Here is a 16,558-nt window from a genome sequence, read left to right as displayed (position 1 = left end):
TGTAACCAATGGCTGCAAAAATGACCAAAAGCAACATTTTATATATGGTTCTTGCTGTATTTCTCATCAACCAAATGAGTTCATGCAAGAACCAGGAAAAGGACACCATGCAACAATCCGACGATGCGAACAGTAAAGAAGTGGGATTGGAATCGGTTTTAAAACCATCGGATTTTGATACCATTGTTGACGGAAAGAAAGTCGGGTTGTACTGGATAAAAAACAAGGACATTGAGGTGGCCATGACCAACTACGGTGGCCGTATCGTTGGTCTTTGGGTACCCGATAAGAATGGAATAATGACTGATGTAGTGGTAGGCTTTAACAGTGCAAGGGGTTTTATAACCTCCACTGAACCGTATTTTGGGGCTACCATTGGTAGGGTAGGCAACCGCATTGCCAAAGGAAAGTTCTCCTTAAATGGTATGGAATACAATATTCCCATCAACAATGGGGAAAACTCCCTACATGGCGGTAAAAAAGGATTTCAGGATGTAGTTTGGGATGTGCAGCAACCCAATGCACAAACCTTGGTCTTTCAATACAACTCTCCAGATATGGAAGAGGGCTTTCCTGGGAATCTATCGGTAAAGGTGACCTATTCGGTTACGGCCGACCGGGCGATTGTAATGGAGCATGAAGCCACAACGGACAAAACAACCGTGGTAAACCTAACCAATCATGCCTTTTTTAATTTGAACGGGGAAGGAAGCGGAACCATTTTGAACCATGAGGTGACCCTGTTTGCAGACGCTTATACGCCCGTTGATTCTGGGCTTATTCCCACTGGGGAATTGGCCCCGGTGAAAGGAACCCCATTTGATTTTACAACCCCGCATACCATTGGGGAGCGAATTTCAGATGAGAACCTTCAATTGAAGAACGGAGGGGGATATGACCACAATTTTGTTTTGAACAAAACCCAAAAAGAGGGAATGAACCATGTCGGAACCATTGTAGGGGACCGCAATGGGATAGTCATGGATGTCATGACGCAGGAACCTGGGGTACAATTTTATAGTGGGAATTTCATGTTGGGAAAAAACACATTTAAATCTGGTGTAACGGATGCTTACCGTACCGCATTTGCTTTGGAAACACAACATTTCCCGGATGCACCCAATCACCCTGATTTTCCTCAGATCACCTTGGAACCTGGTGAAAAATATATGACCAAATCGGTGTACAGATTCAGTGTGAGAAACTAAAAATCAATCAAGATTATAATGAAAAAAAATATTGTTTTAGTAACCCTTTTCCTTTGGGCAGAAATCCTATATCCTCAGGACAGACAAGCACCTGCCTATCCTTTGATCACACACGATCCCTATTTTAGCGTCTGGTCTTTTTCGGATGAATTGAACGGTGAGCCTACCAAGCATTGGACAGGAACCGATCAACCCTTGATCGGGTTCCTAAAAGTGGACGGTATCAATTATAGATTTTTGGGAAAGGAACCCACTAATTACAAAGAAGTCCTTTCCACTGGTGGAGAAATGGGGTATTCCGTGAAAATGACCACAAGGTCACCCGAAGGTGATTGGTATGGAACAGATTATGATGATGCCCAGTGGGATGCACGATCAGGGCCGTTTGGCAACGATTATAAGGCCAAGACCAAATGGACCACAGATGATATTTGGTATCGAAGAAACTTCAATTTGGATGAACTGAATTTCAACAAACTTTTCCTCAAACTCTATTATGATGACAATATTGAGGTGTATCTGAATGGTCAGGAAATCTTCATGGCCACTTGTTGTGCCAGTCAGTATCGATATGAGGAAATGGAAGAAACCTTTGTGAAACTGCTCAAAAAAAAGGGTAATGTATTAGCCGTTCATGTGAAGAATACAGGAGGTGATCAATATGTTGATGTAGGACTGGTAGATTTGGTGAAGCCCACCTCACAGATGAAAATGGCCCAACAGACCCATCTGAACATGACGGCTACCCAAACCACTTATGGTTTTTCCTGCGGGGGAATCGATCTTCAACTGACTTTTACCTCTCCCTTGCTGTTAAACGATTTGGATGTCTTGTCAAGGCCCGTATCGTACGTAACATTTAAAACGACTCCCAATGATGACAAGCCTCATGACGTACAATTGTTTTTTGGGGCTTCCACCGCTTTGGGCACCAATGACCCCAGCCAATCCGTGGTCGCTGAAAAATCGGCAACATCCCAACTATCCTTTTTGAAGGCAGGAACACAGGCACAACCGATTCTGGAAAAGAAAGGGGACAACCTCAGGATCGATTGGGGATATCTGTATGTGGCAACTCCCGATGAAGCCCACGCCTTGCTAAATGTGACTACTTCCGGGGAAGCGCGATCCGACTTTGAGGATGGTACCCAGCACCCGTTTCTAACCAACGGAAAAGAACTTGTTTTGGGAGCTACATTTCCAAAGGAACGAATAGCTGCGGAAAAAGAATATAGGGTATTGGTAGGCTACGATGATATTCTTAGTATCCAATACTTTGGGCAGAACCTCAGACCTTGGTGGAATCGAAATGGGGACAATTCCATTCTTGCCGAGTTGGACAAGGCAAACACAGAGTACAGGGCTATTGTGGCAAAATGTGATGCTTTTGACAAGGAATTAAGGGAGAAAGCAACGGCCGTTGGCGGGCAATCCTATGCAGCATTATGCGAAATTGGTTATAGACAGAGCATAGCGGCCCATAAGTTGGTACAAGGCCCCGATGGTGAAACCCTGTTCCTTTCTAAAGAAAACTTTAGTAACGGTTGCATAAACACGGTGGATGTTACGTATCCCTCATCCCCCCTGTACCTTCTGTACAATCCGGAACTTATGAAAGGTATGCTCACCGGTATCTTTTATTATTCGGAAAGTGGAAGGTACAAGGAACCTTTTGCAGCGCATGATCTGGGCACATATCCCATGGCAAACGGCCAAACCTATGGAGAGCCAATGCCTGTGGAGGAATCGGGAAACATGATTATTTTAACAGCGGCCATAGCCATGGCAGAAGGCAATCCGGGATATGCCGAAGAACATTGGGAAACCCTCAGCTTGTGGGCGGAATATTTGGCCGATAAGGGGTTTGACCCAGGTAACCAATTGTGTACCGACGACTTTGCTGGACACCTTGCCCGCAATGCCAACCTTTCTATTAAAGCCATCGTGGCCCTAGGCAGTTATGGTTATTTGGCCAGCGAATTGGGTAAAGATGCATTGGGTGAAAAGTATCTTGCCATGGCAAAATCCATGGCCCAAAAATGGATGCGATTGGCCGATGGAGGCGATCACTATGCCCTTACTTTTGATGACCCCAATACCTGGAGCCAAAAGTATAATCTGGTATGGGACAAAATATTTGGCTTTGATCTATTTCCGCAAAAAGTATACGATACCGAGATTTCCTATTACCTCAAACATCAAAACAAGTATGGTCTTCCTTTGGACAATAGATCAGATTACACAAAATCGGATTGGATATTGTGGACGGCCACTTTAACGGATAATCCAAGTGAATTTAAGGCCTTGGTCGATCCTGTGATCGACTTTGCCAAGGAATCCCCTGATCGTGTTCCCATGAGTGATTGGCATTATACGAGCAGTGGGGAGGTAAGGGGCTTCCAGGCCAGAAGCGTGGTCGGGGGCTACTTTATCAAATTGTTGGAGGACAAATGGAAAAAATAGGCGAGAGATTTTCATAAATACCTGGTAAAGGAAAATTCAATGCATGAACTGAATACTGATTTGGTGATTTCTTCTCCTGGAAGGATCAACCTCATTGGGGAACATACGGACTATAACGATGGTTTTGTCCTACCCGCGGCAATAGACAAGGCCATAATCTTTAAATTGGGAAAAAACGGTACCGAAAGGGATTGCAGGATCCATAGTCAAGGTTTCGGGGAAGTAGTGCACATTGATTTGGGCAATATCTCCAAAAGCAGCAACGATTGGGAGAATTACATCCTCGGGGTGTTACATGAACTCATGTTGTTGGGCAATAAACTGAGAGGCTTTGATTGTACCATCGAGAGCCAACTTCCCATTGGATCGGGAGTGAGCTCATCCGCAGCATTGGAGTGTGGGCTCGCTTTCGGGTTGAATGAATTGTTTGACCTTGGGCTGCAAAAATGGGACATCATTCAATTATCGCAGCGGGCAGAGCATAACTACGTGGGCACCAAGTGTGGCATTATGGACCAGTTCGCATCCGTGATGGGCAAGGACGAACAGGTGATGTTGCTGGATTGCAAAACCTTGGATTTTGAGTACATTCCAATCAATATAGAACCTTATAGGATTTTATTGTTGAACACTAACGTCAAACACAATCTGGCTTTTGGTGAATATAATGTTCGTAGGGAACAATGCCATAATGGATTGGCCGTTGTTGGGAAACATTTCCAAATAGGAGGCACGTTTAGAAATGTAACAATGGAAATGTTGGACGATTGCAGAAGAGAGATGGGAGATGTAATCTATGATAGATGTTCCTATGTAGTGCAAGAGATCCAACGGGTACTTGATGCGGTTACGGCCCTTCATGCTAATAAAATGGAGACCTTTGGGGCTTTATTGTATCAGACCCACCAAGGTTTGAGTGAACAATTTGAGGTCAGTTGTCCGGAACTCGATTTTTTGGTTGATTTTTCCAAAAACTGGAAAGAGGTCCTAGGGGCCCGTATGATGGGTGGCGGTTTCGGTGGATGCACATTGAACATTGTCCATAAAGATGCCATAGAGCCCTTTGTCAATGAGGCCGGTAAAGTATATAAAGAAAAATTCTCATTGGAGCTTTCGGCATTTCAAACAGTTCCCAGCAAGGGGACCACAATTTTGGACGGCAAGGGGTAATGTGGTATGCATCATACGGAAAAACAAAATCTGTAGGCTTGTTTAATCTGCATTGAAGAAAAATAAGCACGGATTGTTAGGTAAATATAAATAGCTATATGCTTAGGTTAAGGATTACGAAATCTATTGTTTTCTTCTTTTTAATGTGCAGCATCCTGCCATTAAGGTCTATTCAACAAGTGACCGGGTTTCTATAGAAAAATCTCTTTTGATTCATTTTATTGTTCTCGATTTTGGAAGAACGGAATTGGCTATTCAAGGATACGCGCCTTTACATCTTCTAAGTAGCTGCGCCCGATTACGTATCGTTTTCCCTTAATTTCCACACTGTTTCCTTCCAATGCATCTATCTTGTCAATGGAAACGGTGTAGGACCGGTGAATCCTGATGAACTTCTCATCCGAAAGTTCATCTGTAAAAGCGCTAAGTGTTTTGTGGACAATATGGTTTTCTTTGGGCGTGATGATTTTGATATAGTCTTTCAAACTTTCTATGAGGACAATTTCGTCCAAATAGATTTTTTTCATCTTTTTCTTGTCCACTTTAACAAAGATGTATTCCTGGGTAGAGTCTCCTTTGGAGTCGTTTTTCAATTTGGCCATGGCTTTGTTTATGGCCTTGATGAACCGAGGCAACGATATGGGTTTAACCAAATAGTCAAGTACCTCTAAATCAAATCCTTTGGCTGCGTGCTCGGCATGGGCACTTGTAATGATGACCATAGGCTTGTCATCCAAACTCTCCAAAAAACTGAAGCCATCTAGTACGGGCATGTTTAAATCCAAGAAAAGAAGGTCAGGTTTGTTCTCCCTCAAATACTCCATACTGTCAATGGCGTTATTGAAAACGGCGACCGATTGCAGTTCTTTTATCTGGGAAATATGGTTTTCGATGACTTTTACCGCAAGGGGTTCATCATCAATGATAACGCATTTTAAAATCATCTAAGGGTGAGCATTAAATTAACAACATATTCATCTGATTCGTCATGTATACTCAATCTATATTCGTCTTCGGCATATCTTAATTTCAATCTTTTTTCCACATTGGTCAATCCAATTCCACCTGGTTTTTTGGATGTTTCAGGACTATTGTCCATGGGTTTGGTATTACGTGCCTGAAAGTACAGAAACTTTTCTTCAATACATATTTGGATACTGATCTTAACTTTTCCAATGTTTTTGTTGGCACCATGTTTAAAAGCATTTTCTATGAATTGGACCAATAGTAGAGGACCAATTTTGTGGCCCTTTGGATTGCCTTTGACGGTAAATTCCAGTTCAAGGTTTTCATTGTACCTCATTTGCTCCAGATCCAAATAATTCTGGATAAAACGAAGTTCCTTTTTAAGACTTTGGTTTTTGTCCTTGGTTTCGTAAAGCACATAACGCATCAGGTCGGAAAGTTTAATGATGGTCTCTGGGGTCCTATCCGATTTTTCTAAACTAAGGGAGTATATGTTGTTCAATGTGTTGAAGAAGAAATGGGGAGAGATCTGAGCCCTTAAAAATCGTAATTCCGTTTCCAATTGCTCTTTTTCCAATCGGGCCGCTTTTCTTGTCTCCCGCAAATAATCCATGGTGAATTTGAAGGAAGCCACAAAGGAGATCACATATAGTTCCCCCAACATCATGACCACGGTAAAGTTCAAGGTCATACTATAGGTCTCCGGGCCCTCGGGCCAAACATTGTAACTGATCAAAAAATGTGTGAGAAGGTATTTGATGGTGACCATTATCAAAATACTCAGGAAAAGTGCTGCGATAAAGGATATATATTTCCTTTTAAATAGAAACCTTGGGATCAAATAATAAATGGCGAAATAGGAAAGCGTAATATGGATGGGAAACCCTAAAAGATTCGATTTAAAGGAATAAATGTAATCATTGAAATAACTGCCCCATCTTAAAAAATTGAAAATAAAATAGATGGCCCAAAAAATAATATGGTGGATTGGCCTTATCTTATACTCGGTCACGGCATTGACCAGGAAATTGTTACTTAATTGATCTAATGCACGCATTCGTTGGATTTCTTGTTTTTTTTGGACATTGGGCTTTTCAAATTTGTCATTGGTCTAATAAAGAACAATTAATAGGGCTGAAATTAGGTATTTTTCCAAAGATTTAATGTTGGCCAGGGAGTGGCAGATGAATTAAGGACCCTTTATAGCTTATTTGCGCGTGCATAATCTTATTAAAAGAATAATTTTTGGCTTTCCACTTATGATGCAGTTGGCTGCTGCAGGACAACATCTGGACCCACCTAGGGCCATAGTGGTGCACAGGACGATGGATTCCATTATTGTGGATGGTTTGGCAAATGAATCCTCATGGAAAAATGCCAAAGTATCCAAAAATTTTGTGGACATTGAAGGAGTGAGGGTACCCACTTATAAGACCAATGTACGTATGCTTTGGGACACGAAGTATCTTTATGTTTTTGCCGAGTTGGAAGAACCCCATGTTTGGGCAGATATTACGGAAAGAGATGCTGTGATTTTTTATAACAACGATTTTGAGATATTCATCGATCCCGATGGGGATACCCATAACTATTATGAATTTGAAATGAATGCCTTGAATACAGTTTGGGACCTCATGCTGGTAAAACCCTATCGCGAACAAGGTCCGGTCGTAGATAGTTGGGACATCCTTGGCATAAAAACAGCGGTTCACGTGAACGGAACACTGAACGACCCAAGTGATGTTGACACCGGTTGGAGTGTAGAAATTGCAATGCCATGGTCCGTGTTGACCGAGGCAAGTGGAAGCAACGATGTTCCCGAAGGCCAATTTTGGCGCATCAATTTTTCAAGGGTGAACTGGGATTTTCAACTTGAAAACGGAAAATACGGAAGAAAAAAGAACGGGGAAGGAAAGTATCTGCCCGAATATAATTGGGTGTGGTCTCCCCAAGGTGTTATCAATATGCATGAGCCGGAACATTGGGGCTATGCTTATTTTTCTTCCCAGGAATCTGGCAAGCAGGTCTCGTTTACAATTCCAAGGGATGAAGAAATTAGATGGTTGCTCTATTCTTTTTACCGACAGCAAAAAAAATATTGGGCAGAACATGGAGCGTTTGCCGATTCCCTAAAACTATTAGAATTGGAACCAGTATTATCTGACGGTACCAAAATAGCATTGGAATTGGAACCTCATGGCATGGGTTGGAACCTATTTGCCAAAAGCCCGTTCACCGGCCATACATATACCATCCGTGAAGACGGAAAATACCAACTAACCAAAAATCTCAAAAAATGAAACTACCATTAATTTTCGGGACACTTTTAGCCATTGGCATGGCATCATGTTTGGACAACATAGACCAAAGGCCCCAACTAAAAGAGGAGCCGGTTGTATCTGAAAGACCGTTCAAGTATTGGACTTGGATTACCGCGGATCCCAAGCGGGATGAGACTTCCTACATTGCTGAATTTAAAAAATATAAGGAAAATGGATTGGACGCCATTTTGATCAATACCAATACAGATCCGGTTCTTTTAGGGCGTTTGGCCCCTTTGGCCAAAAATGAAGGTTTGGAGGTACATGCATGGATCATGGCCATGAACAGGCCTGGAGATTCGATCGTGCGTCAACATCCTGAATGGTATGTGGTAAGTAGAAAAGGGGAGTCTGCCTATGATCACAGACCCTATGTGGGCTACTATGAGTTTTTATGCCCTTCCCGCAAGGAATCCCGCAACCATGTGCTACGATTGGTAGAGGGACTTTCCAAAGTAGATGATGTGGCCAGCGTACATTTGGATTATATCAGGTTTCCTGATGTATATCTTCCCATCGGGCTTTTACCCAAGTACGATTTGGTTCAGAATGGGGAACTCCCTGAATATGATTTCTGCTATTGTGATGTCTGTGTCGAAGAATTTCAGAAGGAATACCACAAAAATCCTAGGGAAATGGAAAATCCAGCCATTGATATGGAATGGAAACAGTTCCGTCTCAACAAGATCAGGAATGTTGTCAATGAGGCCTACCAGATTGTGCATAAGAACAATAAGCTATTAACGGCTGCAGTGTTTCCATACCCTGAAATGGCAGATCACATGGTTCGGCAAAGATGGGATAAATGGGATATTGATATGGTGTTGCCCATGATTTACAATGAATTTTATAATGAAGGTACCGACTGGGTCGGTTTTGCTACGAAACAGGGGGTGGAAGATCTTAGGGAAAAGGATACGGAATTGCACACAGGAATCTATGTGCCCGGAATGACACCAGGAGATTTGACAAAAGCAATAGAAGAGGCCAAGGAAAATGGCGCTAAGGGAGTTTCGTTTTTTGACGGTCCTGCAATAACCGAAGATCAATTCAAGGTCATCAAGTCTTCCAAAAGAGCTGAATAAAAATTTGGTTTGATTAGGGGTAAATAGGGTTGGTCCCAATCAAATTTAAAAAGAGTCCTTTAAACTATGGGTAATTGGTAGTGGCTTTCCATAGTTTAAAGGATTTTTTTATTGCTTGAAGTTGGGGTGAACCCGTAAATAAGTGTTCGTTACTACACAGTTAAATCCTTCGGAACCGTTTGTTTTATTAGGGTTGTACATTCTTCTTGTACCTAAGGGACCGCGGTAGGATGACTTCAATCTTGGTAGTGCTCCAATTTAACTTTTCCGGTAAATTTTTAAAAGCCTAATTCATCCCTTCGGCTTTTCAGCGTCGTTGTTGGTCGAAATTTTTTCTACAATCTTCCTGTAATCATCATTTTCACTCGGTTAACTTAATGTTAACAAGACTCAGAACCTAATACCTAATTAAAGATCAAAAAAACTAACATGATTCAAAAACTAACGTATGTAATGGTCTTTGCCTTATTGTTCTCCTTACAGGCAGCAATGGCACAGACCGTTACCGGAACGGTTTCTGACGCAACAGGGGCTCCGCTGCCAGGGGTCAATATTGTTGAAAAGGGAACCAGCAACGGAGTCACCTCCGATTTTGATGGCAATTACAGCATTACAGTTTCTAGCGGTGATGCCATTTTGGTGTATACCTATTTAGGGTACAAGCCGTTCGAATCTTCCCTTTCAGGAAGAAGTACCATCAATGTATCCTTGGAAGAGGATACCCAGTTGTTGGATGAGGTCGTAGTGACCGCCTTGGGTATCAGCAGGGAGAAAAAATCCTTGGGATACGCCGTAACCGAAGTGGAATCGGATCAGATCAACACCGTAAAGGACTACAACGTGGCCAACTCCTTGGTAGGAAAGGTGGCCGGTTTGGTTGTAAACCAATCAGGTGGCGTGGGATCGGGTTCCAGAATTGTACTTCGTGGTAACAATTCCATTACCGGTAACAACCAGGCCCTAATTGTGGTGGATGGTATTCCAATCGACATGTCAGGAACAGAATCTGGTGGCGACGTGTACAGTAGCACTGTTACCGGTGGGGGTATCACGGATTTGAACCCAGAGGACATCGAGTCCGTTTCTGTATTGAAAGGCCCTAACGCAGCTGCCCTATATGGTTCACGTGCTGCAAGTGGTGTTTTGTTGATTACCACTAAAAAGGGTACTAAAGGTAAAGGCTTGGGCATATCCTTCAATTCAAATGTAACCTTGGAAAATCCAATGTTCTTGCCTGAGTATCAAAATGAGTACGGACAAGGAACAAATGGTTCTCCTTATGCTGATATGGCCGGAATGGGTACTGCTTCATGGGGTTCTCGCATGGATGGTTCTCAACAACTGTATTTCACCGGTGATACCAAAGCTTATTCTGCACATCCTAATAATGTTAAAGATTATTTTGAAACGGGTGCCAAGCTTATCAATTCCGTATCGCTTGATAAAGGAGGCGAAGATTACAGCATGCGTTTTTCGTATACCAATAACTATACTACTTCCATTATTCCAAATTCAAAATTACAAAGCCACAACCTAAACCTTAGGACGTTGGTGGACATTTCCGATAAATTGAGTTTTGATGGAAAAGCCACTTACTTCACACAAGATTTGACCAATAGGGTAAACTTGGGTTCCGAAGGTGTTTTGGGCTATGTGTACTACATGCCAAGAAGTGTGGATGTAAATGATTTGAAGACTTATCAGATAGATAATCCTTCGTTGTATGACCCAGCAAATAGTTTAAGTGATTACGATGTGATTAGCTATGCAGGAACCAACAAAAGTGTTGGTAATCCATACTGGATCCAATACGAGGATACCAACAACCAAAGACGTGATCGTTTTCTTGGTTTTGGAAAACTGAACTATGAGTTTACCGATTGGTTATCAGCTTTCATAAGGGTTGGTGGTGACATCACCAATGTTAGGACAGAAGTTATCAACCCTGTTGGACATCACTATAAGCGATACGGGAACCTTTCATTTACGGATAACAAATTCACCGAGTTGAACTCTGATTTCTTGATCACAGCGAACAAGAATATTACTGAAAAGTTGAACCTAACGGCAAATGTAGGCGGTAACTTGAGCAAGCGTACATCCGAGGCCATGAACGTCAGTGGTGAACAGTTTAAGATACCAACAAGGGCCTTGTTGGCAAATACAAGTATTCAAGCAAGTACCCATACACCAATGGAGATCAAAAAAGTAAATTCAATTTACGGCTCGGTTTCCTTGGGTTATGACAGTTTCATGTATTTGGATTTGACAGCCAGGAACGATTGGTCTTCTACATTGGCGGCCAACAACAGATCATATTTCTATCCTTCTGTGAGTTATGCGGTGCTTTTGGATAGGTTTATCGATCCCGATAAAAATGTATTGGACATGTTGAAGCTAAGGACCAGCTGGGCCGAAGTAGGTAACGATACCGGTGTGTACCAATTGTACCAAACTTTCGATGTGCCACAACAAGGATATTTGGGACTTACTACCTTGAGTTCTCCCAACATCCGATACAATGAGGATTTGAAACCTGAAAGTGTTAAATCCATGGAATTTGGTGCTGAAGCCAGGTTCTTCACCAACCGTTTATATGTTGATTTCTCTTTGTACAACATCACTACAAACGATATGATATATGACCTTCCTGTTCCAGCAGCTACCGGGTATAACTACTACAAGTCTAACATTGGTGAAGTGCAGAATAAAGGTGTGGAATTCTTGATTGGTGGTGTACCTGTAAGTACCAAGGATTTTTCTTGGGATGTTTCCTTTAACTTCTCCAAAAACAAGAACACCGTAAATTCCTTGATCGAAGGATTGGATGGAACGGTGTTGAACACAACCAACTCTGGTAACATTGCCATTACTGCAAATGTGGGTGGTGGTATCGGTGATATCTACGGAACCGTTTGGGCCACTGACGAAGCTGGCAACAAATTGGTAAACGCCGAAGGTATTCCATATGCTTCTTCTGAAAGACAACTTTTGGGCAATTCCCAACCAGATTGGATCGGTGGTTTGACCAATACCTTCAATTACAAGAATCTATCTTTAAGAGTTTTGGTTGACGGTCGTGTTGGTGGGGAAATCTACTCAGCAACCTCTGCCAGCTTGGATGGAAGCGGTGTTTCTGAAAGAACCCTTCAATACAGGGACGGTGGTGTTGTGGTAGATGCCATTAACTCGGATACGGGTGTAGCCAATACTGAAAGCATCACTGCACAGGAATACTGGGGAGCCATGTCATCCATTGGCGTGAACTATGTTTATGAACAAACCAACGTGAGGTTGAGGGAATTTGCATTGACCTATAATTTCAGTAGCAACTTGGTACGCAAGATTGGATTGAATTCCGCTTCGTTGGGGGTTATTGGAAGAAACATGTTCTTTTTCTACAAAAAGGCAAAGGATATTGATCCAGATGCCACTTTGGGAACTGGGTTGACCGGTCAGGGTATTTCCATTAATAACGTACCCACGGTTAGAAGCCTTGGGTTGAACCTTAACCTGAAATTATAAAAAAATGAAAATGAAAAAAGAAATCATGAAAATGGGAATGGCCTTGGCCGTCCTGTTGTTCGCCATAAGTTGTTCCGATTTTGACGAGATCAACGTAAAGCCCAATGCTTTCACGTCAGATGAGGTCAGTGCGAAATATTTTGTAACGGAGACACAGATTCAATTGTATGCTCCCAACCGTTATCCTTACTGGAGGGCCCAATTGATCCACTGGGATCGTTTTGCAGGTCAGTTCTGTTTTGGATTTAATGGTAGCTGGTGGAATGATGGTCTTTCTTATACCTATGATTCTGCGTATACAGATGCGGCCTATGATTACTTGTCAGGCTATACCTCAAGCCTAAGTGCCTTTTTGAACTTTGTTAAAGAAGGAGGAGAGCTTGAGAACCAAAACTACTATGCCATCGGATTGATCATGAAAGGGTTGTATTATCAAACCTATACGGATGTATTTGGCATGGTTCCCTATTCGGAAGCTTTGAATCCTGACATTATTACCCCTGTTTACGATTCTCAGGCGGTAATCTATGAAGGAGTGATCAATGAGTTGAACCAGGCCATGGAAATTATCGGTTCATCAACTGTGACAGGAGAAGGCGTTGAACTTTTGTCCAATAATGATCTGTTCTTTGGGGGTGACCTCCAACAATGGAAAAAGTTGGCCAATACCCTTAAGCTAAGAATGGCCCTTAGGGCCCAAGGTGCGCCAGGAGCTGATTTTGCAAATGCGGCCATTACAGAGGCTATGGCTGCCGATCTTTTGGTTTTGGAAACGGATAATGCCTTAATGGAGAAGGACACTGAAATTTCCCAATGGTCCAATGCCGCTTACGGAGATGTTTGGTATAACTTCGGAGTGGGATCTAACTGGACCGTAGGCAAGACCTTGATAGATTATCTTCAGAACAACAACGATCCAAGGTTGCCCATGTATGCCCAGCCTATAGATGGGGGCGAAGTTGTATTTACAGAGCCTGTTGAAGGACCAGGTGTTGGTCTTTTTGCCAAACATGTAGACTTTATTTTGGCTCAATTGGATAACGTTGGAGTGAGCTATACAAGGGTGGATGGCACGAATGTGGACGGACAAGCCACGGTTACTATCAATGTGGCAACGGACACTCCTTACTATGTTGGTCAACCAACACGATTGAACTCGTTGATCCAAACCCATGTTAAGGAAGCACTATTCTCAAGGCCAGCGCAATTGATCATCAATGCCAAAAACCAAGGGAATGATATTTTCCCAGAAATCGTATTTACAGCTGCGGAAGGCAATTTCTTGCAAGCTGAGGCGATTGTGAAAGGTTTGGCAACCGGTGATGCCCAAACGTTGTACCAAAACGGTATCAGACAGGCCATGAAGATTTGGGGAGTTGACGATGCTTCCATTGAGACTTTTTTGGCAACCGAATCCATTGCGTTATTGAATGGTTCTGCAGAAGAGAACCTTGAAAAAATAAGCGTCCAAAGATGGATCGCGGCCTATACCGATGGCTCGGAAGCATGGTCCATCGTAAGGGATAGTGGCTATCCATCCGAACTATCGGCTGGGGTATCCGACTATGATTTGTACAGTGCAGGTACACTAAATGGAGCATACCCACAAAGAATGCGCTATGGTACTGGGGCTTACAACACTAATGGTCCTAATACTGAAGCAGCAAACGCTGCGCAAGGACCAGATTTACAAGGAACTACACTTTGGTTTGCACAATAGGCCATAGTTATTATGGATTCATTTAAGTGGATCAATTCATAATTTGAGTTAGTTTAATTAGAGTTAAGTGAGTAAAGGAAGATCTGATCTTCCTTTACTTTTTTATATATTGTTGTTCCACTTAAAATCCTCAACGTTATATGTGCAGATATTTCCGGTCGTTGTTCGTTCTGTTGGTCTTTGCAATTTCTTCCTGCTCTGAAAAACAAGAAGTTTTGCCACCACAACCCCTAGGTGCCACTCCCTCGGATGACCAAATGGCTTGGCATAAAATGGAGCTAAATGCCTTTATACATTTTACTATCAACACCTTTACGGATAAGGAATGGGGTTATGGGGATGAATCACCAGAATTGTTCTACCCCTCCGCTATTGATGTGGACCAATGGATCAAAACATTAAAAGATGCCGGTTTTAAAGGGGTGATTTTAACAGCCAAACATCATGATGGGTTTGCACTTTGGCCCTCTAAGTATACAGAACATTCCATCAAGAAGAGTCCATTCCAATCGGGACAGGGAGATATTGTAAAATCAGTTTCCGAATCGGCCAAAAAATACGGACTTAAGTTTGGTACCTATCTCTCACCTTGGGACAGGAATAGGGCCGATTATGGTGAGGCTTCTTATGTAGAATACTATCGTAACCAGTTAAAAGAATTGTTCACAGGCTACGGGCCAGTTTTTGAAATGTGGTTCGATGGGGCCAATGGCGGTGATGGGTATTATGGAGGGGCGCGTGAAAGCCGGACCATTGACAGACAACGATTTTATGATTGGCCTACCACCTTGGCCATGGTAGACTCCATACAGCCTCAAGTACTTTTCTTTAGTGATGCCGGACCCGACATCCGGTGGGTAGGAAATGAAAAAGGCCTGGCAGGAGAAACCAATTGGAATACCATAACTCCAGATACCTTGTATGCTGGAAAGGCAGGGATTGAAGAACTCTTGCAGCATGGTACCAAGGGCGGAAGCCGTTGGATTCCGGCAGAAGTGGATGTTTCTATAAGACCAGGTTGGTTTTACCACCAAGCCCAGGATTCCTTGGTAAGAAGTGCTGAAAATCTATTTCAGTTGTACCTGACTTCGGTGGGAAGAGGCTCCAATCTTTTGTTGAACATACCTCCGGACAGAAGGGGGCTGTTTCATGAGAAGGATGTTGCTGCCCTTCAAGGTTTTAGGAAGATTTTGGATAGTGTTTTTAATAAAAACTTGGCAATTATGGCCCATATTGAGGCAAGTTCATTCCGTGGTAATGAAGAAACCTATGCGCCATCAAAAATGATAGATGAAGATAAAGACTCATACTGGTCTACTGATGATGGGGTTACCTCGGCATCTTTTGAAATTGATTTTGGAGAGGAGAAAACGATTGACTTTTTGATATTGCAGGAGTATATTCCACTTGGACAGCGTGTGGCGGCCTTTGATGTTTTTGCATGGCAGGGCGGCTCCTGGAAAAAGATTGCCAGTGAAACCACAATCGGATATAAGAGAATCTTGCCCATTGAGAAAACAAGGACATCAAAATTGAAAGTGGCCATTACCGAATCTCTGGGTTGTCCTGTGTTATCCAATGTTGAAATCTATTGACAATTAGATCAGGGCATACAACTGGTTTTGGTTGTACATTTCGTTTTCAAATTCCTCCAAGGTCTTATCGTCCAATTCTTGGATTTCCTGCTTTTATTGAACCAAGTCTCTATCCACTGGAATATCGATAGTTCCGATTAGGACCTTGGCCTGCATTTTTGATGATACCACCATTCTACCCTAAGCTCATTTCTACCCAGTTATTATGGCATTGAGATGCTCAAAGACCAATCGGATCTGACTACTTTTGATAGAACCGTTACCCGTCTCGGTAAGGTACATCCCTTCCCTTCCGGTGCTTACCGGAAACCATAAAACCTGCCGCCAGCCGGGATGACTATTGCTTTTTTGGGGTATCGGCTCAATCTGCACACGCCCCAGCTTTTCTTGAGTTCGATTGCCTCCTTTTGTTTATCGAAAGACTGCTTCCCCATACTTTTTTGGTCTCCTTTCGTCTGTGCCCCCAAAACAGAAGGGTCCCGTCTCGCGTACCTGTATGCCTCTG

Annotated in this window: 10 protein-coding genes; 8 read left to right on the top strand and 2 right to left on the bottom strand. The window is 42.7% G+C overall.

The window, feature by feature from the left end:
* Positions 1-8 precede the first annotated feature (8 nt).
* Genes GTK07_RS15880 through galK form a run of 3 tightly spaced genes read left to right on the top strand, consistent with a single transcriptional unit; the run spans position 9 to position 4,841 of the window.
* Complete coding sequence (locus GTK07_RS15880; protein WP_235932895.1) at positions 9-1,208, top strand: aldose epimerase family protein; 1,200 nt, start codon at positions 9-11, stop codon at positions 1,206-1,208.
* An 18-nt stretch (positions 1,209-1,226) separates the two neighbouring features.
* Entirely contained in the window at positions 1,227-3,671 is a 2,445-nt protein-coding gene (locus tag GTK07_RS15875) for a glutaminase family protein (protein ID WP_163636229.1), read from the top strand.
* A gap of 39 nt (positions 3,672-3,710) precedes the next feature.
* Positions 3,711-4,841: a galactokinase gene (gene galK / locus GTK07_RS15870; protein WP_163636228.1), complete on the top strand. Its 1,131-nt coding sequence runs from the start codon at positions 3,711-3,713 to the stop codon at positions 4,839-4,841.
* Positions 4,842-5,092: 251 nt separating this feature from the next.
* Here galK and GTK07_RS15865 read toward each other — a convergent pair whose 3' ends face one another.
* Together GTK07_RS15865 and GTK07_RS15860 are read right to left on the bottom strand one after the other, a co-directional pair.
* Entirely contained in the window at positions 5,093-5,785 is a 693-nt protein-coding gene (locus GTK07_RS15865; RefSeq protein ID WP_163636227.1) for a LytR/AlgR family response regulator transcription factor, read from the bottom strand.
* Complete coding sequence (locus GTK07_RS15860; protein ID WP_163636226.1) at positions 5,782-6,864, bottom strand: sensor histidine kinase; 1,083 nt, start codon at positions 6,862-6,864, stop codon at positions 5,782-5,784. The genes GTK07_RS15865 and GTK07_RS15860 overlap by 4 nt, the downstream gene beginning before the upstream one ends.
* Before the next feature lie 202 nt (positions 6,865-7,066).
* Here GTK07_RS15860 and GTK07_RS15855 point away from each other — a divergent pair, with 202 nt between their 5' ends.
* From GTK07_RS15855 to GTK07_RS15835, 5 genes are all read left to right on the top strand, one after another.
* Entirely contained in the window at positions 7,067-8,107 is a 1,041-nt protein-coding gene (locus GTK07_RS15855) for a carbohydrate-binding family 9-like protein (RefSeq protein WP_163636225.1), read from the top strand.
* Positions 8,104-9,213 carry a glycoside hydrolase family protein gene (locus GTK07_RS15850; protein WP_163636224.1) on the top strand — a complete coding sequence of 370 codons (1,110 nt, stop codon included), beginning with the start codon at positions 8,104-8,106 and terminating at the stop codon, positions 9,211-9,213. Before GTK07_RS15855 ends, GTK07_RS15850 begins: the two co-directional genes overlap by 4 nt.
* Before the next feature lie 429 nt (positions 9,214-9,642).
* Complete coding sequence (locus GTK07_RS15845; RefSeq protein ID WP_163636223.1) at positions 9,643-12,738, top strand: SusC/RagA family TonB-linked outer membrane protein; 3,096 nt, start codon at positions 9,643-9,645, stop codon at positions 12,736-12,738.
* Between the two features lie 10 nt (positions 12,739-12,748).
* A complete protein-coding gene (locus GTK07_RS15840) occupies positions 12,749-14,458 on the top strand; it encodes a SusD/RagB family nutrient-binding outer membrane lipoprotein (RefSeq protein WP_235932894.1) in 1,710 nt (569 codons plus the stop codon).
* A 140-nt stretch (positions 14,459-14,598) separates the two neighbouring features.
* The gene (locus GTK07_RS15835; RefSeq protein ID WP_163636221.1) at positions 14,599-16,053 is read left to right on the top strand and encodes an alpha-L-fucosidase; all 1,455 of its coding nucleotides are present in this window, start codon (positions 14,599-14,601) and stop codon (positions 16,051-16,053) included.
* Positions 16,054-16,558 lie beyond the last annotated feature (505 nt).

This window comes from Flagellimonas sediminis, assembly GCF_010500845.1.
Taxonomy (GTDB): Bacteria; Bacteroidota; Bacteroidia; order Flavobacteriales; family Flavobacteriaceae; genus Flagellimonas; species Flagellimonas sediminis.
Note: the sequence above shows the minus strand (reverse complement) of the source record. Positions and strands in the feature narration are given on the sequence as shown.

Coding starts and splice junctions, on each gene's coding strand:
- GTK07_RS15860 (WP_163636226.1), bottom strand. CDS start 6,864: ATGCGTGCATTAGATCAATTAAGTAACAATTTCCTGGTCAATGCCGTG.
- galK (WP_163636228.1), top strand. CDS start 3,711: ATGCATGAACTGAATACTGATTTGGTGATTTCTTCTCCTGGAAGGATC.
- GTK07_RS15850 (WP_163636224.1), top strand. CDS start 8,104: ATGAAACTACCATTAATTTTCGGGACACTTTTAGCCATTGGCATGGCA.
- GTK07_RS15880 (WP_235932895.1), top strand. CDS start 9: ATGGCTGCAAAAATGACCAAAAGCAACATTTTATATATGGTTCTTGCT.
- GTK07_RS15865 (WP_163636227.1), bottom strand. CDS start 5,785: ATGATTTTAAAATGCGTTATCATTGATGATGAACCCCTTGCGGTAAAA.
- GTK07_RS15855 (WP_163636225.1), top strand. CDS start 7,067: ATGATGCAGTTGGCTGCTGCAGGACAACATCTGGACCCACCTAGGGCC.
- GTK07_RS15875 (WP_163636229.1), top strand. CDS start 1,227: ATGAAAAAAAATATTGTTTTAGTAACCCTTTTCCTTTGGGCAGAAATC.
- GTK07_RS15845 (WP_163636223.1), top strand. CDS start 9,643: ATGATTCAAAAACTAACGTATGTAATGGTCTTTGCCTTATTGTTCTCC.
- GTK07_RS15840 (WP_235932894.1), top strand. CDS start 12,749: ATGAAAAAAGAAATCATGAAAATGGGAATGGCCTTGGCCGTCCTGTTG.
- GTK07_RS15835 (WP_163636221.1), top strand. CDS start 14,599: ATGTGCAGATATTTCCGGTCGTTGTTCGTTCTGTTGGTCTTTGCAATT.